The following is a 19074-nucleotide window of genomic DNA, read 5'->3' as shown; positions in this document are numbered from 1 at the left end:
TCCGGGGCGGCATGCGTTACCAAGGAGCCTGATGAGCAAGCTGATTGAGTACGACGAGACCGCGCGCCGCGCCATCGAGGCGGGCGTGAACGCGCTCGCCGACGCGGTCCGGGTGACGCTGGGGCCGCGCGGCCGCAACGTGGTGCTGGCCAAGTCCTGGGGCGGCCCCACGGTCACCAACGACGGCGTCACCGTCGCGCGGGAGATCGACCTGGAGGACCCGTTCGAGAACCTCGGCGCCCAGCTGGTGAAGTCGGTGGCCACCAAGACCAACGACGTCGCCGGCGACGGCACCACCACCGCCACGGTGCTGGCGCAGGCACTGGTGAAGGGCGGCCTGCGCCTGGTCGCCGCCGGGGCCAACGCGATGGAACTCGGGGCGGGCATCAGCAAAGCCGCCGACGCGGTGTCCGAGGCGCTGCTCGCGTCGGCGACCCCGGTGTCCGGCAGGGAGGGGATCGCCCAGGTGGCGACGGTCTCCTCGCGCGACGAGGAGATCGGCGCGCTGGTCGGCGAGGCGATGCACAAGGTCGGCACCGACGGCGTCGTCAGCGTCGAGGAATCCTCGACGATGAACACCGAACTGGAGTTCACCGAGGGTGTCGGCTTCGACAAGGGCTACCTGTCGGCGTACTTCGTGACCGACTTCGACGCCCAGCAGGCCGTGCTCGAAGACCCGCTGATCCTGTTGCACCAGGAGAAGATCAGCTCGCTGCCCGACCTGCTGCCGATGCTGGAGAAGGTCGCCGAAGCGGGCAAGCCGTTGGTCATCATCGCCGAGGACATCGAGGGCGAGGCCCTGGCCACGCTGGTGGTCAACGCGATCCGCAAGACGCTGAAGGCCGTCGCGGTCAAGTCGCCGTTCTTCGGCGACCGGCGCAAGGCGTTCATGGAGGACCTGGCGATCGTCACGGGCGGGCAGGTGGTCAATCCCGACGCCGGCCTGCTGCTGCGTGAGGTCGGGGTGGAGGTCCTGGGTTCGGCCCGCCGCGTCGTGGTCGGCAAGGACGACACCATCATCGTCGACGGCGGCGGGTCCGCCGAGGCGGTGGCCGGTCGCATCAAGCAGCTGCGCGCCGAGGCGGAGGCGAGCGACTCGGACTGGGACCGCGAGAAGCTGCAGGAGCGGCTGGCCAAGCTGGCCGGCGGGGTCGCCGTGCTCAAGGTCGGCGCCGCCACCGAGACGGCGCTCAAGAAGCGTAAGGAAAGCGTCGAGGACGCCGTCGCGGCCGCCAAGGCGGCCGTCGAGGAGGGCATCGTGGCCGGCGGTGGCACGGCGCTCATCGGGGCCCGCGGGGCGCTGCAGGAGCTGCGGGCGTCGCTGACCGGCGACCAGGCGGCGGGGGTCGACGTCTTCTCCGAGGCCCTGGCCGCGCCGCTGTACTGGATCGCCGACAACGCCGGCCTCGACGGTGCGGTCGTGGTCAACAAGGTCAGCGAGCTGCCCGCCGGGCAGGGCCTGAACGCCGCGACGCTGCGCTATGGCGACCTGATCGCCGACGGCGTCATCGACCCGGTCAAGGTCACCCGGTCGGCGGTGCTCAACGCGGCATCGGTGGCCCGGATGGTGCTCACCACCGAGACGGCGATTGTCGAGAAGCCGGCCGACGAGGAGGGCGACCATGACCATGGCCATGGCCATGGCCACGGTCATCACCACCACTAGCTAGGCCAGTGGTTCCGAGCACCCCCGGTCCTGACGGGCCGGGGGTGTTTCGTTTTGTCGGCGGCGTGCTCCGCGCGGCACACCCCGTCGCGGTCGTTATCGGCGTAGTCCTCGCCGGGTTTGTGTGTCGCGGCGGTGTGAATGTCGGGTGCTAGCGTCCGATCAGCGCCGGAGCAATCGAGTGAGGTCAGGCGATGGAAGAACCGCTGCTGCTGCAACACCGCGATGAGCGCGGCGTCGTCACGCTGACGCTGAACCGCCCGCACGCCTTCAACGCGCTGTCCGAGGCGATGCTCGCGGCGCTCGGCGAGGCCATCGACGCGCTCGCCGACGACGAGGCGGTGCGCGCCGTCGTGCTCGGGGCGTCCGGCAAGGCCTTCTGCGCCGGACACGACCTGAAGGAGATGCGGGCCGAGCCGTCGCTCGAGTACTACCAGCGCTTGTTCGCGCAGTGCACGACCGTGATGCTGGCGATTCAGCGCCTGCCCGTCCCGGTGATCGCGCGGGTCCACGGTCTGGCGACCGCCGCGGGCTGCCAGCTCGTCGCGATGTGCGACCTCGCGGTGGCGAGCCGCGACGCGCGCTTCGCGGTCAGCGGCATCAACGTCGGGCTGTTCTGCGCGACCCCGGGGGTGGCGCTGTCGCGCAATCTGCCGCGCAAAGCCGCCTTCGAGATGCTCGTGACCGGCGAGTTCGTCTCCGCCGAGGAGGCGCGGGTGCTGGGGCTGGTCAACAAGGTGGCCGCACCCGAGGCGCTGGACGAGGCGGTGGCGGAGCTGGTGGCGCGGGTCGTCGCCAAGCCGCGCGTCGCCGTCGCCATGGGCAAGGCGCTGTTCTACCGCCAGATCGAGGCCGGCATCGAGGCCGCCTACGAGGACGCGGGCGCGACGATGGCGTGCAACATGATGGATCCCTGCGCGCTGGAGGGCGTCGCGGCCTTCATCGACAAGCGCGCGCCCCGGTGGCCCGGGTGACGCCGCGCCGGGCCGCGGGGGCGTGCGGGAAGGGCAGCTCAGGCCGACCGGCGAATGCCCCGCCCGCGGCCGATGTCGCCCTTGAGCAGCAGGTCGCGCTCGGATTCCGACAGGCCGCCCCACACGCCGTAGGGCTCCCCGACGTCGAGGGCGTGGGCACGGCACTGCTGGATGACCGGGCACTGCCGGCACATCTCCTTGGCGCGCTGCTCGCGCTGCAGGCGCGCGCGGCCGCGCTCGCCGTCGGGGTGAAAGAACATCGACGAGTCAACGCCGCGGCACAGGCCCTCGAGTTGCCAGTTCCAGATGTCGGCGTTGGGCCCGGGTAGCTGCTCAGGCTGTGGCATTGGCATGTTCCCTCTCTGCACGGCACGCCCAGTTGAGGTCGAGTTCGCGAAGCGTCCGAGAAGCTGTGTTAGCAACGGAAATGAAGCGGCGTCACCGATGACAACCCGTCACCGGTAGACGTTAGGGGGGACGGCGAATTTCCGTCAATAGCCACGTAGGAGCCACTTAGGCCAGCAAAATATGTAAGGGTTGGAACAGATTTTACGCTGCGTTCATCTGTGTCGTATTTCGCGAACGGAACGGGCGCTACCAGGCACTTGGCCGAACCGTGATCGTCCCAGCTCAGTGCTGGGAGCGCGGGAGGGGGCAATTAGTGGGCACCGTGCTGGCGATTAACATTTCGGTAACACAACCCGCACGAACTGTTTACCACTATGGCCGCGATTGAGACTTATCACACGTCGGTGATCGACGAAAAGTTGGCCGGGGCCGCCTTCGGCGGCGAGCCGGGCCGCTGGCCGTTGCCGACGGCGGCCACACCGGAGCAACTGTGGCTGCGGGCGGTCGCGGCCGGTGGGCAGGGCCGCTACGGGAGCGCCTACCGCGACCTCGCCCAGTTGCGGCGCAGCGGGGCGCCCGGACGCCTGGTCTCGCTGGCCCACAGCACCCACGGGTCGTTTCTGCGCCAGCTGGGATGGCACACCCTGGCGCGGGGCTGGGACGGACGGGCACTGGCGCTGGCGGCGGCGGACCCCGAGGCCCGCGCCGACGCGCTGACCGGGCTCGCGGCCGACGCGCTGGGCGTCGGGCGCCTGGCGGCCGCGGCGACGTTGCTGGCCCGGGTGGACGCGGTGCTGAAGCCGGGGGCGGCGGTGCCCGACCGGCTCGCCGTGCGCCGGTGGTGGGTGGCCGCCGAGCTGGCGATGGCCTCCGGCCACGGCGACGTCGCCGTGCGCCATGCCGGTGCGGCGGTCGAGCTGTCCCGGGCGATGGCGGTCGCGTCGGCGCGGCACCGGGTCAAAAGCGACGTCGTGCTGGCGGCCGCCCTGTGCAGCGCCGGTGCCACCGACACGGCCCGCGCCGTCGCCGACACCGCCCTCGACGAGGCCGCCCGGCTGGGGCTGACGCCCCTGCGATGGGCGCTGGCATGCTTGCTGATCGATATCGGGAGCGTCACGTTTCCGGCACGGAAATTGCGCGAAATCCGCGATATCTGCGCAGGTCAGGTGCGACGCGCCGGTGGAACCTGGCATACCGATTGAACGGCCCTTCGCCCGTTATTGTCATTGCGTTGGTAAGCCCCGGGATGTGTCCGGTTCGTAACGTTGGAGATACCGCCGTCGATGACAAGTCAAGGGGAACGTCTCGACGCTGCGGTGGCCGAGGCCGTAGCGGGGGACCCGAAGGCTCTACGAGAGGTGCTGGAGACCATCCGTCCGATAGTGGTGCGATATTGCCGGGCGCGAGTCGGCACGGTCGAGCGAGGTGGTCTGTCAGCCGATGACGTGGCTCAGGAGGTGTGCTTGGCCGCCATTATGGCGCTGCCGCGCTACCGCGAACGGGGACGCCCCTTTCTGGCTTTTCTCTACGGGATCGCCGCCCACAAGGTCGCCGACGCGCACCGGGCGGCGGGCCGCGATCTCACCTATCCGGCCGAGACGCTGCCCGAGCGCTGGTCGGTCGAAGCGGGCCCGGAGCAGCGGGCCATCGAGGCCGACTCGGTCAGCCGGATGAGCGAGTTGCTGGAGATCCTGCCCGCCAAGCAGCGCGAGATCCTGATCCTGCGCGTCGTCGTCGGACTGTCCGCCGAGGAGACCGCCGCGGCCGTCGGCAGCACGACGGGCGCGGTGCGGGTGGCCCAGCACCGCGCGCTGACGCGCCTCAAGTCCGAAATCGTTGCGGCAGGTGACTATGCGTGAGTTTGGACGTGCGCCCGGGGACCAGCCGGGGCCCGACGAGTTCGCCCGCACCGATCTGCTGCTCGACGCGCTCGCCGAACGCCTGCCGGTCGATCTGCAGGATCGCGAGGACCCCGACGACGCGGCGCTGGCCCAGCTGCTGGAGGACTGGCGCGACAACCTGCGGTGGCCGCCGGCCAGCGCGCTGGTGTCGCCGGAGGAGGCCGTCGAGGCGCTGCGCACCGGGATAGCCGAACGGCGCCGCAGCCGGCGCGGCCTGGCCGCGATCGGGTCGGTGGCCGCGACGCTGCTGATCCTCAGCGGATTCGGAGCGCTGGTGGCCGAAGCCCGCCCCGGGGATGCGCTCTACGGCCTGCATGCGATGGTCTTCGACCAGCCCCGCGTCAACGACGGCCAGATCACGCTGTCCGCCAAGGCGGAGCTGGCCAAGATCCAGGAGATGATCAACCAGGGTCAGTGGGATCAGGCGCAAAATCAGCTGGCCGAGGTCAGCGCTGCCGTGCAGTCGATGAACGACGATGCCAGCCGGCGCGACCTGATGGACCGGGTCAACCTGCTCAACGCGAAGGTCCGCTCGCGCGACCCGAATGCGACGCTGGCGCCCCAGTCCGGGCGCCCGGGCGTCTCCCCGCCGGCATCCGGGGCGCCGGACGCCTCGATGGCGCCGGCCCCGGAATCGGGAGCGAGTCCGTCGCCCACGCCGTTCTCCGGCCCGCACCGGCACCACGTGCAGACCGCCGTGCCCGCACCGGGGGAACCGGACACTCCCTAGCTGCGGCTCAGTGCATCCGGGGGTATCCGTCGGCGTCCGACGTCGCCTCGTTGAGGGACGCGTCGGCGTAGCCCCGGCAGTAGTCCCACGTCACATAGGAGTCGGGCTCGGGGTCGTAGGCGGGCTCGTGCGGGCGCACGGTGCCGTCGATCAACAGCTGCAGCAGGTTGGCCCGCAACATGTCCCAGTCGTGGTAGTGGTCTTGCTCGCATTCGTCGCAGCACACCACGAGACCGCGAATACCCTTGTGCGCCAACAGTGCTTCGTAGACGGCCAGGTCGGCCAGGTCCGCCTCGACCGCCATGCGCTCCTGCTGGTCCAGCGGCTGACCGGGCTCTACGGCATCCAGCGCCGCCGACGGGTCACAGGGGTCGTCGGCAAACGGGTCGGGCGGCAAACCCGGGGGGAGGTGGTCGCGCACCCCTCTAGGGTACGCACGCCCTCAATGGGAACGCCAGCAGGTGAACGCGCCCCGTCGGCGCTCCGATTCGCCGGCCCGCGACCGGCGCGGCGCGCATCGTCACCGGTGCGGCCCAAGCCGATAGGATGGGTGTCTCACTTCGCATGCGTATGGAGGCCGCACCGATGTCCCGTGGCATGTCCCACCTGGAAGACAGTTCCGACCTGGTCGCCAGTCCGTACCTGCGCGGCGGCCTGACGGAGAACTCGGTGGCGACCGGGGGCGACAATCCCAACAAGGTAGCCATGTTGGGTCTGACTTTCGACGACGTCCTGTTGTTGCCGGCGGCTTCCGACGTGGTGCCGGCCGCCGCGGACACCGCCAGCCAGCTCACCAGGAAGATCAGGCTCAAAGTTCCGCTGGTCAGTTCGGCGATGGACACCGTGACGGAGTCGCGGATGGCCATCGCGATGGCGCGCGCCGGCGGAATGGGTGTGCTGCACCGCAACCTGCCCGTCGCCGAACAGGCCGGCCAGGTCGAGACGGTCAAGCGCTCCGAGGCGGGCATGGTCACCGATCCGGTCACCTGCCGCCCGGACAACACCCTGGCGCAGGTCGACGCGATGTGCGCACGGTTCCGGATCTCCGGCCTGCCGGTGGTCGACGACTCCGGCGCGCTGCTCGGCATCATCACCAACCGCGACATGCGGTTCGAGGTCGACCAGACCAAGACGGTCGCCGAGGTGATGACCAAGGCCCCGCTGATCACCGCCCAGGAAGGGGTCAGCGCCGACGCGGCGCTGGGCCTGCTGCGCCGCCACAAGATCGAGAAGCTGCCCGTGGTCGACGGCCATGGCCGGCTCACCGGCCTGATCACCGTCAAGGACTTCGTCAAGACCGAACAGCACCCCCTGGCAACCAAGGACAAGGACGGCCGGCTGCTGGTGGGCGCCGCGGTCGGCGTCGGCGGCGACGCCTGGGTGCGGGCCATGATGCTGGTCGACGCGGGGGCCGACGTGCTGATCGTCGACACCGCGCACGCCCACAACCGGCTGGTGCTCGACATGGTCGGCAAGCTCAAGGCCGAGGTCGGCGACCGGGTCGAGGTGATCGGCGGCAACGTGGCCACCAGGGCCGCGGCCGCCGCACTGGTCGAGGCCGGTGCGGACGCGGTGAAGGTCGGGGTCGGTCCCGGGTCGATCTGCACGACGCGCGTGGTGGCCGGTGTCGGCGCACCGCAGATCACGGCGATCTTGGAAGCTGTGGCGGCCTGTCGTCCCTCGGGCGTGCCGGTCATCGCCGACGGGGGGCTGCAGTACTCCGGCGACATCGCCAAGGCCCTGGCCGCGGGCGCGTCGACGGCCATGCTGGGCTCGCTGCTGGCCGGCACCGCCGAGGCGCCCGGTGAGCTGATCTTCGTCAACGGCAAGCAGTTCAAGAGCTACCGGGGTATGGGATCGCTCGGCGCCATGCAGGGCAGGGGCGGGGCCGGCGGTCCAGGCAAGTCCTACTCCAAGGACCGCTACTTCGCCGACGACGCGCTCTCGGAGGACAAGTTGGTGCCCGAGGGCATCGAGGGCCGGGTGCCGTTCCGGGGTCCGCTGTCGTCGGTGATCCACCAGCTGACCGGCGGGCTGCGGGCCGCCATGGGCTACACCGGCTCGCCCACCATCGAGGCGCTGCAGCAGGCGCAGTTCGTCCGGATCACCGCCGCCGGACTCCGCGAAAGCCACCCGCACGACGTCGCGATGACCGTCGAAGCGCCCAACTATTACGCCCGTTAGAAAGCCCGATAGAAAGCCCGCTGGATACCCACATGGTCGAGATCGGGATGGGCCGCATCGCCCGTCGCACCTATGAACTCAGCGAAATCGGCATCGTGCCGTCGCGCCGCACCCGCTCGTCCCAGGACGTGTCGACGTCCTGGCAGCTCGACGCCTACCGGTTCGAGATCCCGGTGCTGGCCCATCCGACCGATGCCCTGGTGTCGCCGGAGTTCGCCATCGAGCTCGGCCGGCTCGGCGGGCTGGGCATCCTCAACGGCGAAGGCCTGATCGGGCGGCACGCCGACGTCGAGGCCAAGGTCGCCCAGCTCGTCGAGGCCGCCGAGAAGGAGCCCGAACCCTCGGCCGCGGTGCGGCTGCTGCAGGAACTGCACGCGGCACCGCTGGACCCGGAGCTGCTGGCTGCCGCGGTGACGCGCATCCGCGAGGCCGGCGTCACCACGGCGGTGCGGGTGAGCCCGCAGAACGCGCAGTGGCTGACGCCGGTGCTGGTCGCGGCCGGCATCGACCTGCTGGTCATCCAGGGCACCATCGTCTCCGCCGAACGGGTGGCCTTGGATCGAGAAGGGGCCGGCGAGCCGCTGAACCTGAAGACCTTCATCTCCGAGCTCGACGTGCCCGTGGTCGCCGGCGGCGTGCAGGACCACCGCACCGCGCTGCACCTGATGCGCACCGGGGCCGCCGGCGTCATCGTCGGCTATGGCTCCACCCGGGGCGTGACCACCACCGACGAGGTGCTGGGCATCAGCGTGCCGATGGCCACCGCGATCGCCGACGCCGCCGCCGCGCGCCGCGAATACCTCGACGAGACCGGCGGCCGGTACGTGCACGTGCTGGCCGACGGCGACATCCACACCTCCGGCGAGCTGGCCAAGGCGATCGCCTGCGGCGCCGACGCGGTCGTGCTGGGCACGCCGCTGGCCGAGTGCGCGGAGGCGCTCGGCGACGGGTGGTTCTGGCCGGCGGCGGCGGCGCACCCGTCGCTGCCGCGCGGGGCGCTGCTGCAGATCGCGGCCGGCGAGCGCCCGCCGATGGAACGCGTGCTGGGCGGGCCGTCCGACGACCCGTTCGGCAGCCTCAACCTGGTCGGTGGCCTGCGCCGGTCGATGGCGAAGGCGGGGTACTGCGACCTCAAGGAATTCCAGAAGGTCGGCCTGACCGTCGGAAGCTGAGCCGCCGCGCAGCCGGTGCCCGCACCCGTCGGCCCGCGGCCCACCCAACCCGTCGGTAGGCGATACTGGTCCGATGAAGCCGGACTACGACGTGCTGATCATCGGCTCGGGTTTCGGTGGCAGCGTCAGCGCGCTGCGACTGACCGAAAAGGGCTACCGGGTGGGGGTGTTGGAGGCCGGGCGCCGCTTCTCAGACGAGGAGTTCGCCGCGACGTCCTGGGACCTGCGCAAGTTCCTGTGGGCGCCGAGGCTGGGCTGCTACGGGATTCAGCGCATCCACCCGCTGCGCAACGTGCTGATCCTGGCCGGCGCCGGGGTGGGCGGCGGGTCGCTGAACTACGCCAACACCCTCTACGTGCCGCCGGAGCCGTTCTTCGCCGACCGGCAGTGGTCGCACATCACCGACTGGCGCGACGAGCTGATGCCGCACTACGACCAGGCGCAGCGGATGCTGGGCGTGGTGACGAACCCGACCTTCACCGACGCCGACCGGGTGCTCAAAGAGGTGGCCGACGACATGGGCTGCGGCGACACGTTCGTGTCGACCCCCGTCGGGGTGTTCTTCGGTCCCGACGGCACCAAAGCGCCGGGACGGACCGTCCCGGATCCGTACTTCGGTGGTGCCGGCCCGGAGCGCACCGGCTGCCTGGAGTGCGGCGCGTGCATGACGGGCTGCCGCTTCGGCGCCAAGAACACGCTGCTGAAGAACTACCTGGGCCTCGCGGAATCCGCGGGGGCGCAGGTGCATCCGATGACGACGGTCAAGGGTTTCCAGCAGCGCCCCGACGGACTGTGGGAGGTCCGCACCGTGCGCACCGGCAGCTGGCTGCGCCGGGACAGGCGCACCTTCACCGCCTCGTACCTGATCCTGGCCGCCGGGACCTGGGGCACCCAGCATCTGCTGTTCGCGATGCGGGACAAGGGCAGGCTGCCCCGCCTGTCCCAGCGGCTCGGCGTGCTGACCCGGACCAACTCCGAGTCGATCGTCGGCGCCGGGAAGCTCGAGGTCGATCCCGCCCTCGACCTGACCCACGGGGTGGCGATCACGTCGTCGATCCACCCGACGCCCGACACCCACGTCGAACCGTGCCGCTACGGCAAGGGCTCCAACGCCATGGGGTTGCTGCAGACCCTGATGACCGACGGCACCGGACCCGGCGGCACCGACGTGCCGCGCTACAAGCAGCTGCTGCAGCAGGCCGGTGAAAACCCGCGCCGCATGCTGCGCATGCTCAACGTCCATCAATGGAGCGAGCGCACGCTGATCGCCCTGGTGATGCAGCACCTGGACAACTCGATCACCACCTACACCAAGCGCGGCAAGCTGGGGATCCGCTGGTACACCAGCAAGCAGGGGCACGGCGATCCCAACCCCGCCTGGAACCCGGTCGGCAACGAGGTGACGCGCCGCATCGCCGCCAAGGTCGACGGCGTGGCCGGCGGCACCTGGGGCGAACTGTTCAACATCCCGCTGACCGCGCACTTTTTGGGCGGCGCGGCGATCAGCGACAGTCCCGCTCACGGCGTCATCGACCCCTACCACCGGGTGTACGGCTACCCGACGCTGTATGTGGTGGACGGCGCCGCCATCTCGGCGAACCTGGGCGTCAACCCGTCGCTGTCCATCACCGCGCAGGCCGAGCGGGCCGCCTCGCTGTGGCCGAACAAGGGGGAGAACGACCAGCGACCGCTGCAGGGCGACACCTACCGCCGGCTGGACCCGATCCCGCCGGAGCACCCGGTGGTGCCGGCCGACGCGCCGGGCGCGCTGCGCTGGGGGGCCACCGGTCGGGAAGACCCGGTCGGCTCGGCCGGCTGAGGGCGCGTCAGCTCGCGATCGCCTCCAGCGGTGCGCCGCTGACCACCCGGCTGCGTTCCCCGTGCACGTTGACGGGGACATCGCCCATCAGCGTGACCCGGTGCATCAGGCGCGGCTGGTTGTCGTAGTCGTCGATCGCCCGGTGCTGGGTGGCGCGGTTGTCCCAGATGGCGACGTCGCCTGCCTCCCAGTTCCAGCGAATTGTGTTCTCGGGCAACGTTATCCGCCGCTGCAGCAGTTCCAGCAGCGCGCCGGATTCGTAGCCGTCCAGCCCGACGAAGCCGCGCACGAAGTCCCCGGCCAACAGCGCGCGCTCGCCGGTCTCCGGGTGCACGCGCACCACGGGGTGCTCGGTCCGGAAGTCGCGCTTCTCGAAGGCCTGCCGGAACGCCCGCTGCGCGTCGGTCATGGACGCCTGGGCCTCGGCGGTGACGTAGTCGTAGCGGTTGGTGTGCAGCGCCCACAGGTTCTCGACAAGGCACCGCAGCGGCTCGGGCAGCTGCTCGTAGGCGGCCGCGGTGGAGGCCCACAGGGTGGAGCCGCCGTAGGCGGGCAGGGTGACCGCGCGCAGGATCGAGGCTGCGGGGTAGTTGGCGGCGAAGGTGACGTCGGTGTGCCAGCGGGTGGCCTTGCCGTACTCGGAGTTGATCGGCGTGATGACCGGCGTGTCCTTGTCGGCCAGGACCGAGGCCGCGGGGTGACCGATCGGCGTGCCCAGCAGCCCGGCGAACGCGAGCTGCGCCGCGTCGTCGAGGTGGTGCTGGCCGCGGAAGAAGATCACCTTGTGGGTCAGCAGGGCGCAGTGGATCGCGTCGACCGCGCCGGGGTCGAGGTCCCCGCCGAGGCGCACCCCGTCGACCCGCGCACCGATGCGGCTGCCCAGTTTCGTGACGGCTACCTGGTCTGTCATTGCTGTCGTCCTTGGCCGAAGTCCGGTTGTAGTCAGCTGACTACAACCATGAAGTTTAGTGTAGCTACCGAACGTCGGCCGGGCAACAGTGGCTGGGGGCGCTTCCTGCTCGCTACGTGGCCCGCGACAGCGCGCGGCGGTGCATGGGCTCGCGGCCCGGCGGTTGCGGCGGCCGCGGCAGCAGGGGTTTACGGGTCCGCACCGCGATCGTCTTGGGCGCGTCGGTGCTCAGGGTGACCTCCTCGCCGGCGTGCCGGATGGTCAGCTCGCTGCCGGGCCCGTCGTGCACCGTGTACGTGACGTGGGCGTGGTTGACGTCGACGGTCAGCCGGAAATCCCGCCAGCGCAGCCGGAACCGCAGCCGGGTGATGCCGTCGGGCAGTTGCGGATCCAGCGACACGACGCCCGCGTCGTCGCGCAGGCCGCCGAACCCCACGACCAGCGCCGTCCAGGCGCCGGCCAGCGAGGCCATGTGCAGCCCGTCGCGGGTGTTGTGGTGCAGGTCGCGCAGGTCGATCAGCGCGGCCTCGTAGGCGTAGTCGTGGGCCAGGTCCAGGTGCCCGACCTCGGCGCACAGCACCGCCTGGGTGCACGCCGACAGCGACGAGTCGCGCACCGTGCGCCGCTCGTAGTAGTCGACGTTGCGGGCCTTCTGCTCGGGCGTGAACGCGTGGCTGCGCAACTGCATGGCCAGCACCAGGTCGGCCTGCTTGATCACCTGGGCGGGGTAGAGCCGCACGTAGGGGTAGTGCAGCAGGAGCGGGTAGGTCGTGTTGGCCTCGAAGTCCCACTCGGCGAAGGTGGTGAAACCCTCGCACTGCTGGTGCACGCCCAGTTCGTCGTCGTAGGGGATGTTGATCGCGTCGGCGGCGTCGCGCCAGGCGGCCGTCTCCTCGGTGGTCACCCCCAGCGCGTCGGCCTCCTCGGGATGGCGGTTGCAGGCCTCGGCGGCGGTGACCAGGTTGTGCGCCGCCATCAGGTTCGTGAACACGTTGTCGCGGACGATCGCCGTGTACTCGTCGGGACCGGTCACCCCGTCGAGATGCCAGACGCCGTGCCGGTCGTGATGGCCGAGGGAGAGCCACAGCCGCGCGGTCTCGACGAGCACCGTCAGGCCGCACTCCTTTTCCAGCGACTCGTCCCCGGTGACGATGCGGTAGCGCTCGAAGGCCATGGCGATGTCGGCGTTGATGTGGAAGGCCGCCGTGCCGGCCGGCCAGTACCCCGAGCATTCCTGCCCGCGGATGGTCCGCCACGGGAAGCTCGCCCCGCGCAGGCCCAGCTCGGTGGCCCGCTCCTTGGCGTACCTCAGCGTCGACGCCCGCCAGCGCAGCGCGTCGGCGACCGCGTGGGGGGCGGTGTAGGTGAGCACCGGCAGCACGTAGCTCTCGGTGTCCCAGAAGGCGTGGCCGTCATAACCCGTCCCGGTGAGCCCCTTGGCCGGGATCGCCCGCCGTTCGGCGCGGGCGCTGGCCTGCAGCAGGTGGAAGAGGCCGAACCGGACCGCCTGCTGGGACTCGGGGTCGCCCTCGACCTCGACGTCGGCGTTGTCCCAGAACTCGTCGAGGTAGGACCGCTGCGAATCCAGCAGCCCCTGCCACCCGCTGTAGCGGGCGCTGTGCAGCGCGGCGGCCACTTGGTCGCGCAGAGCCGGGCGGGAACGCAACCTCGACCAGCCGTACGCCAGGTATTTGACGATCCGCAGCTTCTGCCCGGGGCGCAGCCCGCAGATGATGGTGGTCCGGGCCAGGTCGGGACGCGCGTCGGTGCTGATCTCGACCCGCCCGGGAACCTCGACCTCGTGATCCATCGCGGCGGCCATCATCAGGGCGCTCGAGCGGGTCCGGTGCATGAGCAGCGCCCCGCACTCGGTGTTCTCGTGTTCGACGGCCTCGAGCGGCTGGTCCAGGATCGCCGACACCCGCGGGTCACCCGAGGTCTCCGGTAGGTCCTCGTTGGTCACCAGCTCCGACTGGACCGTCACCCGCACGAACTCCTCGACGGCCTCGATGGTGTACTCGACGGCCGCCACGCCGCGCTGTGTCAGCGACACCAGCCGGGTGGACACCAGCTTGATCTGCTTGCCCGCGGGGGAGCGCCAGTGCGCCGTCCGGCACAGCGTCCCGGCGCGCAGGTCGAGGGTCCGCTCGTGGGAGAGCAGGGCGCCGTAGCGGACGTCGAACGGCTCGTCCTCGACCAGGAGCCGGAAGATCTTGCCGTTGGTGACGTCGACGAGCGTCTGGCCGGCCTCCGGATACCCGTACCCGGCCTCGGCGTAGGGCAGCGGCCGCACTTCGTAGAACGAGTTCAGGTAGGTGCCCGGCAGGCCGTACGGCTCGCCCTCGTCGAGGTTGCCGCGCAACCCGACGTGCCCGTTGGACAGGGTGAACAACGACTCGGACTGGGCCAGCAGGTCCAGGTCGAGCCGGGTCTCGCGGACCTGCCACGGCTCGACCGGGAACGATTCGTCGGTGATCATGATCGCAGCAGATCGCCGAGATCGGTGACCACGACGTCGGCGCCGTTGCTGCGCAGGTCGTCGGCCTGGCCCAGCCGGTCGACACCCACCACGTAGCCGAAATCACCGGCCCGGCCGGCCGCCACGCCCGACAGCGCGTCCTCGAACACCGCCGCCGCCTGGGGCTCCACACCGAGCAGCTGGGCCGCGCGCAGGAACGAGTCCGGGGCGGGCTTGCCGGCGAGGTGCTCCTCGCGCAGCGTGACACCGTCGACCCGCTTCTGGACGAACCGATCCAGGCCGCCGATCTGCAGGACGTCGTGGGCATTGGCGCTGGCGGACACCACGGCGATGCCCAGCCCCGCGGCTGAGACCGCCTCCAGGTAGCGCCGCGACCCGTCGAACACCGTGACGCCGTCCTCGTGCAGGACCTTCTCGAACATCGCGTTCTTGCGGTGGCCCAGGCCGTACACCGTGTCGGCGTCGTCGGGATCGTCGGGACCGCCGTCGGGCAGCGCGATCTTGCGGCTCTCGAGGAACGACCGGACCCCGTCCTCGCGCTTCTTGCCGTCCACGTAGCGCCGGTAGTCGGCATCCGGGTCGAAGGGCACGAACTTCTCGCCCGTGCGCTCGGCCCGCTGCGACAGGAAGGCGTCGAACGTGGTCTTCCAGGCCTTGGTGTGGACGCTGGCGGTATCGGTGAGCACACCGTCCAGGTCGAACAGGCAGGCATGGACCTTCTCTGGCAGGCCGAGCCCTGGGCGCACGGCGGACCTCACTCTCCTGGTGTCGGGGACCGGTTGGGCCCTACCCACTCCACCATGCCTCACCCCCATGCCGCCACCGGGTGACCCGGCGCGGCGCGGCACGGTGGCGCACCGGTCGCCCGACCGGCGCCCACTAAACTTTGCGGCGTGACGAAACCTGGTGATGGGGCGCCGCGGCCGGTGCTGGTGGTCGACTTCGGTGCGCAGTACGCGCAGTTGATCGCCCGCCGGGTTCGCGAGGCGCGGGTCTTTTCCGAGGTCGTCCCCCACACCGCCGCGCTCGAGGAGATCAGGGCGCGCCACCCGCTGGCGCTGGTGCTGTCCGGCGGGCCGGCCAGCGTCTACAGCGAAGACGCGCCGCAGATCGACCCCGCGCTGTTCGACCTGGGTGTGCCGGTGTTCGGCATCTGCTACGGGTTCCAGGCCATGGCGCAGGCCCTCGGCGGGACCGTAGCCCATACCGGCACCAGCGAGTACGGCCGCACCGAGCTGAAAGTGACCGGCGGCCAACTCCATTCCGGCCTGCCCGCGACCCAGCCGGTGTGGATGAGCCATGGCGACGCGGTCACGGCCGCGCCGGACGGGTTCGAGGTGGTGGCCAGCAGTCCGGGCGCCCCGGTGGCAGCCTTCGAGAACGTCGAGCGGCGCCTGGCCGGGGTGCAGTACCACCCGGAGGTGATGCACAGCCCGCATGGGCAGCGGGTGCTCAGCCGGTTCCTGCACGACTTCGCCGGGGCCGGCGCGGACTGGACGCCCGCCAACATCGCCGGTGCGCTGGTCGAGCAGGTGCGCGCCCAGATCGGTGACGGCCGGGCGATCTGCGGGCTGTCCGGCGGCGTCGACTCCGCCGTGGCCGCCGCGCTCGTGCAGCGCGCCATCGGCGAACGGCTGACCTGCGTGTTCGTCGACCACGGGCTGTTGCGCGCCGGGGAGCGCGAGCAGGTGCAGCGCGATTTTGTCGCCGCCACCGGCGCCAACCTGGTCACCGTCGACGCGGCGGACACCTTCCTGGCCGCGCTGACGGGCGTGCACAATCCCGAGGGCAAACGCAAGATCATCGGCCGCCAGTTCATCCGGGCGTTCGAGGGCGCGGTGCGCGACATCGTGGGCGATACCGACTCGCGGGTCGACTTCCTGGTGCAGGGCACGCTGTATCCCGACGTGGTGGAGTCCGGTGGGGGCAGTGGCACCGCCAACATCAAGAGCCACCACAACGTCGGCGGCCTGCCCGGCGACCTGAAGTTCACGCTCGTCGAGCCGCTGCGGCTGCTGTTCAAAGACGAGGTGCGGGCGGTGGGGCGCGAGCTGGGCCTGCCGGAGGAAATTGTGGCGCGCCAACCGTTTCCGGGTCCGGGGCTGGGCATCCGGATCGTCGGCGAGGTGACCGAGGCGCGGCTGGAGACGTTGCGGCGCGCCGACTCGATCGCGCGTGAGGAGCTGACTGCGGCCGGCCTGGACAACCAGATCTGGCAGTGCCCGGTGGTGTTGTTGGGTGACGTCCGTTCGGTCGGGGTGCAGGGCGACAACCGCACCTACGGGCACCCGATCGTGCTGCGGCCGGTGTCCAGCGAGGACGCCATGACCGCCGACTGGACCCGGGTGCCCTACGACGTGCTGGAGCGCATCTCGACCCGCATCACCAACGAGGTGGCCGAGGTCAACCGCGTGGTGCTCGACATCACGAGCAAACCGCCCGGCACGATCGAGTGGGAATAGCCCGCTGGGATACCCGCGCGGGCATCCGATCCCACCCGCGCACGGCCGCCGTCGAGACCTGGCGCGGCGCGCGGCGCCTGCTACTTCCGCCGCGGGCTCACCCACGCTGCCCGACGCGCCGGCCGGGGTGGTCCGGGTGGTGGTCGCCGCCGAGCGGCGGCTGGGCTGTTCAAAGACGTTCTCGCCGTGCATTTCTCGCCGATTCGGCCAGCCGGCGACGAGTGCAGCGACCGCGGGATCGTCGTGGTGCCCGTCGGGCAGATCGAGGCTGCGAAGGCTTCCGGTGCCGTCGACGCGTCGGTGGACGCGACGTTGTCGGCGATGTACTTGCTGCCGGGGTCTGTACGCGCTGCTCACCATCACGCAGCGCTCGAGGGCGCCGCGCACGTTCATGCTCGGCAACGTCGTTGCGCAGGTGTGGCGCGGCATGGGGGCGCGGTGGGCGCGCCGCCACCGCTGTCACGGCGGGCCCCGGGCCGACCGGGCCTGCGGTGCGCCCGCCTCCGCGTGAGGATTGCATCCGTCGCCGGGGATGCGGTTCTGCAGCGGGGGATACCCGCTGAGACGTGACGCGACCGGGTGCGGAAAGGTGAAGCCATGACCACGCTCGACACCACACTCGACATCGGTGTCTACGTGCCGCAGATGGGGTTCACGTATTCCGACGTGCTGCACCGCGCGCTGCGCTGCGAGGAGCTCGGCATCGGCTCGGTGTGGCTGTACGACCACATGTACGGGCCCGGCGCACCGACGATTCCGTCGCTGGAGGCCTGGACGCTGGCGACCGCGCTGCTGGCCCGCACCGAACGGCTTCGCGTCGGGCACATGGTGCTGTGCAACCAGTTCCGCCACCCCGCGGTACTGGCCAAGATGGCCACCACGCTCGACCAGATCTCGGGCGGCCGGCTCGAACTCGGGCTCGGCAGCGGTTCCATCCCCGACGAGCATCTGCGAATGGGCTTGCCGTGGGGCACTTTCCGCGACCGTTCCGAGCGGCTCGGCGAGGCGCTCGAGATCCTCACGCAGGCGTTCGCCGACGAGCGGGTCGACTTCGCGGGCAGACACTACGCGGTCGAGGACATGCCGATCGTCCCCGGGGCGGTGCAGAAGCCGCGCCCGCCGATCGTCGTCGGCGGCGTGGGGGAGAGGTTCACGCTGCCGCTGGTCGCCCGGTACGCCGACGTGTGGAACGTGCCCACTTATGCGCTGGCCGAGCTGGAACGCAAACGCGACGTGCTGCGCGCCTGCTGCGCCGACATCGGACGCGACCCGGCCGACATCGTGTTGTCGGTCGAGGCGGTCATGGCGCTCGCGCCCGACGACGCGACGCTGCCCGAGGTCCGCGCTGTGGCCGAAAAGCGTTTCAGCGCATCGGCGTTCGGGTTGCACGAGGGCGGCCTTATCGGCACGGCGCCGCAGATCGTGGACCGGATCAAAGAGCTGGAGGAGCTGGGCTTCGGGCAGATCGTGCTGTTCACCCACGATCGCGGCAGTGACCCGACGCTGGAACTGCTGGCGACGCGGGTGATCGGCGCGCTCTGACCGGGTCGGCCACCGGGACCCCGCGAAAACGCGGCTCAAAAGCACCATCAGCCACACCGGCACCGAGCGCATAAAGCCGCCTCTCACGTTGCTTGACGGTTGTCGGAGGGTGGGTGTTTACTCGCGATGATCGAACATACTTTCGAATATAGGGAACGGGTATGACACCGGCTTTCGCCTCCGATCGGCGTCGGGAAAACCGCGCCGAGCAGCTCGAATCGCTTCGCCGGCGGATGGCTGTGTTGTCCGGGAAGGCGTCGTTGTCCGGGAAGGCGTCCGGGAAAGCCGTCGCCGACGACCCGCTGCCCGAGTCGGGATCCCGGCTGGCGCTCCCGCAGTGGCTGGCGGATTCGCTGCCGGTGGCGTTGCCGCGGGGGACGGTGGCGGTGCTGTCGGGGGCGCGGTCGCTGCTGCTGGGCGTGGTGGCCGCGGTCACGGCGGGCGGGGGCAACGCGGCCATCGTCGGCCAGCCCGACATCGGGCTGCTGGCCGCCGTGGAGATGGGCGCGGACCTGAGCCGGATCGCGGTGATACCCGATCCCGGAACCGATCCGGTGGAGGTGGCCGCGGTGCTCGTGGACGGCATGGACCTGGTGGTGCTCGGCCTGGGCGGGCGACGGGTGCCGCAGACGCGGGCGCGGGCGGTGGTGGCGCGCGCCCGCAACAAGGGCTGCACCCTGCTGGTCACCGACGGCGAGTGGCAAGGGGCACCGACCCGGCTTGCGGCCCGGGTCTGCGGTTACGAGCTGACGGCCGGGGGCCGGCCGGGCCTCGGGCGCATCGGCGGGGTACGGCTGCAGGTCGGCGGGGTGTGTGCGGGCCGGACGGTCGGCCGGGCGCGAACGGGGTGATTCCGGTGGCTTCTTCCCGGGTGCTGGCGATCTGGT

Annotated in this window: 16 protein-coding genes; 11 read left to right on the top strand and 5 right to left on the bottom strand. The window is 70.8% G+C overall.

Annotation, left to right across the window (positions count from 1 at the left end):
• The first annotated feature begins 31 nt into the window (after positions 1 to 31).
• Together groL and FPZ47_RS06710 are read left to right on the top strand one after the other, a co-directional pair.
• A complete protein-coding gene (gene groL / locus FPZ47_RS06715; RefSeq protein ID WP_144949981.1) occupies positions 32 to 1666 on the top strand; it encodes a chaperonin GroEL in 1635 nt (544 codons plus the stop codon).
• Positions 1667 to 1860: 194 nt separating this feature from the next.
• Complete coding sequence (locus FPZ47_RS06710; RefSeq protein ID WP_144949983.1) at positions 1861 to 2640, top strand: enoyl-CoA hydratase; 780 nt, start codon at positions 1861 to 1863, stop codon at positions 2638 to 2640.
• Positions 2641 to 2678: 38 nt separating this feature from the next.
• Here the strand turns inward: FPZ47_RS06710 and FPZ47_RS06705 are convergent, their stop codons facing one another.
• Entirely contained in the window at positions 2679 to 2987 is a 309-nt protein-coding gene (locus FPZ47_RS06705) for a WhiB family transcriptional regulator (protein WP_144949985.1), read from the bottom strand.
• Positions 2988 to 3362: 375 nt separating this feature from the next.
• Here FPZ47_RS06705 and FPZ47_RS06700 point away from each other — a divergent pair, with 375 nt between their 5' ends.
• The 3 genes from FPZ47_RS06700 (at position 3363) to FPZ47_RS06690 (ending at position 5619) form a co-directional block, all read left to right on the top strand.
• Entirely contained in the window at positions 3363 to 4190 is an 828-nt protein-coding gene (locus tag FPZ47_RS06700) for a hypothetical protein (protein ID WP_210419848.1), read from the top strand.
• Positions 4191 to 4271: 81 nt separating this feature from the next.
• Complete coding sequence (locus tag FPZ47_RS06695) at positions 4272 to 4847, top strand: sigma-70 family RNA polymerase sigma factor (protein WP_210419847.1); 576 nt, start codon at positions 4272 to 4274, stop codon at positions 4845 to 4847.
• Entirely contained in the window at positions 4840 to 5619 is a 780-nt protein-coding gene (locus FPZ47_RS06690; protein WP_144949989.1) for an anti-sigma-D factor RsdA, read from the top strand. The genes FPZ47_RS06695 and FPZ47_RS06690 overlap by 8 nt, the downstream gene beginning before the upstream one ends.
• A 7-nt stretch (positions 5620 to 5626) precedes the next feature.
• On the opposite strand, the gene FPZ47_RS06685 is transcribed toward FPZ47_RS06690, so the two are convergent.
• Positions 5627 to 6040: a DUF5319 domain-containing protein gene (locus FPZ47_RS06685; protein ID WP_144949991.1), complete on the bottom strand. Its 414-nt coding sequence runs from the start codon at positions 6038 to 6040 to the stop codon at positions 5627 to 5629.
• Between the two features lie 164 nt (positions 6041 to 6204).
• Here FPZ47_RS06685 and guaB point away from each other — a divergent pair, with 164 nt between their 5' ends.
• The 3 genes from guaB to FPZ47_RS06670 all read left to right on the top strand — a co-directional run bounded on the left by guaB (position 6205) and on the right by FPZ47_RS06670 (position 10794).
• Complete coding sequence (gene guaB / locus FPZ47_RS06680; RefSeq protein ID WP_144949993.1) at positions 6205 to 7803, top strand: IMP dehydrogenase; 1599 nt, start codon at positions 6205 to 6207, stop codon at positions 7801 to 7803.
• Between the two features lie 32 nt (positions 7804 to 7835).
• Complete coding sequence (locus FPZ47_RS06675; protein ID WP_144949995.1) at positions 7836 to 8975, top strand: GuaB3 family IMP dehydrogenase-related protein; 1140 nt, start codon at positions 7836 to 7838, stop codon at positions 8973 to 8975.
• A gap of 73 nt (positions 8976 to 9048) precedes the next feature.
• Positions 9049 to 10794 carry a GMC family oxidoreductase gene (locus FPZ47_RS06670; RefSeq protein ID WP_144949997.1) on the top strand — a complete coding sequence of 582 codons (1746 nt, stop codon included), beginning with the start codon at positions 9049 to 9051 and terminating at the stop codon, positions 10792 to 10794.
• A 7-nt stretch (positions 10795 to 10801) separates the two neighbouring features.
• On the opposite strand, the gene FPZ47_RS06665 is transcribed toward FPZ47_RS06670, so the two are convergent.
• The 3 genes from FPZ47_RS06665 to FPZ47_RS06655 form a co-directional block, all read right to left on the bottom strand.
• The gene (locus tag FPZ47_RS06665; protein ID WP_144950000.1) at positions 10802 to 11704 is read right to left on the bottom strand and encodes a TauD/TfdA dioxygenase family protein; all 903 of its coding nucleotides are present in this window, start codon (positions 11702 to 11704) and stop codon (positions 10802 to 10804) included.
• A 112-nt stretch (positions 11705 to 11816) separates the two neighbouring features.
• Entirely contained in the window at positions 11817 to 14183 is a 2367-nt protein-coding gene (locus tag FPZ47_RS06660) for a glycoside hydrolase family 65 protein (RefSeq protein WP_144950002.1), read from the bottom strand.
• Positions 14180 to 14998, bottom strand: a complete 819-nt coding sequence (locus tag FPZ47_RS06655) for a beta-phosphoglucomutase family hydrolase (RefSeq protein WP_144950004.1) — start codon at positions 14996 to 14998, stop codon at positions 14180 to 14182. The genes FPZ47_RS06660 and FPZ47_RS06655 overlap by 4 nt, the downstream gene beginning before the upstream one ends.
• Before the next feature lie 78 nt (positions 14999 to 15076).
• On the opposite strand from FPZ47_RS06655, the gene guaA reads away from it, so the two are divergent.
• The 3 genes from guaA to FPZ47_RS06640 all read left to right on the top strand — a co-directional run bounded on the left by guaA (position 15077) and on the right by FPZ47_RS06640 (position 19038).
• Complete coding sequence (gene guaA, locus FPZ47_RS06650; protein WP_210419846.1) at positions 15077 to 16645, top strand: glutamine-hydrolyzing GMP synthase; 1569 nt, start codon at positions 15077 to 15079, stop codon at positions 16643 to 16645.
• A 597-nt stretch (positions 16646 to 17242) separates the two neighbouring features.
• Positions 17243 to 18187, top strand: a complete 945-nt coding sequence (locus FPZ47_RS06645) for an LLM class flavin-dependent oxidoreductase (protein ID WP_144950007.1) — start codon at positions 17243 to 17245, stop codon at positions 18185 to 18187.
• 161 nt (positions 18188 to 18348) lie between these two features.
• Positions 18349 to 19038: a hypothetical protein gene (locus tag FPZ47_RS06640; RefSeq protein ID WP_144950009.1), complete on the top strand. Its 690-nt coding sequence runs from the start codon at positions 18349 to 18351 to the stop codon at positions 19036 to 19038.
• Positions 19039 to 19074: the final 36 nt, after the last annotated feature.

Origin of the sequence: Mycobacterium helveticum, assembly GCF_007714205.1 — a bacterium.
Taxonomy (GTDB): Bacteria; Actinomycetota; Actinomycetes; order Mycobacteriales; family Mycobacteriaceae; genus Mycobacterium; species Mycobacterium helveticum.
The sequence above is the reverse complement of the archived record's forward strand: the minus strand, read 5'-3'. Positions and strand labels throughout refer to the sequence as shown.

Bases quoted from the DNA above. Each gene is read 5' to 3' on its own strand.
- FPZ47_RS06660 (WP_144950002.1), bottom strand. From the start codon at position 14,183: ATGATCACCGACGAATCGTTCCCGGTCGAGCCGTGGCAGGTCCGCGAG.
- FPZ47_RS06675 (WP_144949995.1), top strand. From the start codon at position 7,836: ATGGTCGAGATCGGGATGGGCCGCATCGCCCGTCGCACCTATGAACTC.
- FPZ47_RS06695 (WP_210419847.1), top strand. From the start codon at position 4,272: ATGACAAGTCAAGGGGAACGTCTCGACGCTGCGGTGGCCGAGGCCGTA.
- FPZ47_RS06640 (WP_144950009.1), top strand. From the start codon at position 18,349: ATGACACCGGCTTTCGCCTCCGATCGGCGTCGGGAAAACCGCGCCGAG.
- FPZ47_RS06710 (WP_144949983.1), top strand. From the start codon at position 1,861: ATGGAAGAACCGCTGCTGCTGCAACACCGCGATGAGCGCGGCGTCGTC.
- groL (WP_144949981.1), top strand. From the start codon at position 32: ATGAGCAAGCTGATTGAGTACGACGAGACCGCGCGCCGCGCCATCGAG.
- FPZ47_RS06665 (WP_144950000.1), bottom strand. From the start codon at position 11,704: ATGACAGACCAGGTAGCCGTCACGAAACTGGGCAGCCGCATCGGTGCG.
- guaB (WP_144949993.1), top strand. From the start codon at position 6,205: ATGTCCCGTGGCATGTCCCACCTGGAAGACAGTTCCGACCTGGTCGCC.
- FPZ47_RS06645 (WP_144950007.1), top strand. From the start codon at position 17,243: ATGACCACGCTCGACACCACACTCGACATCGGTGTCTACGTGCCGCAG.
- FPZ47_RS06655 (WP_144950004.1), bottom strand. From the start codon at position 14,998: ATGGGGGTGAGGCATGGTGGAGTGGGTAGGGCCCAACCGGTCCCCGAC.
- FPZ47_RS06690 (WP_144949989.1), top strand. From the start codon at position 4,840: ATGCGTGAGTTTGGACGTGCGCCCGGGGACCAGCCGGGGCCCGACGAG.
- FPZ47_RS06670 (WP_144949997.1), top strand. From the start codon at position 9,049: ATGAAGCCGGACTACGACGTGCTGATCATCGGCTCGGGTTTCGGTGGC.
- FPZ47_RS06700 (WP_210419848.1), top strand. From the start codon at position 3,363: ATGGCCGCGATTGAGACTTATCACACGTCGGTGATCGACGAAAAGTTG.
- FPZ47_RS06705 (WP_144949985.1), bottom strand. From the start codon at position 2,987: ATGCCACAGCCTGAGCAGCTACCCGGGCCCAACGCCGACATCTGGAAC.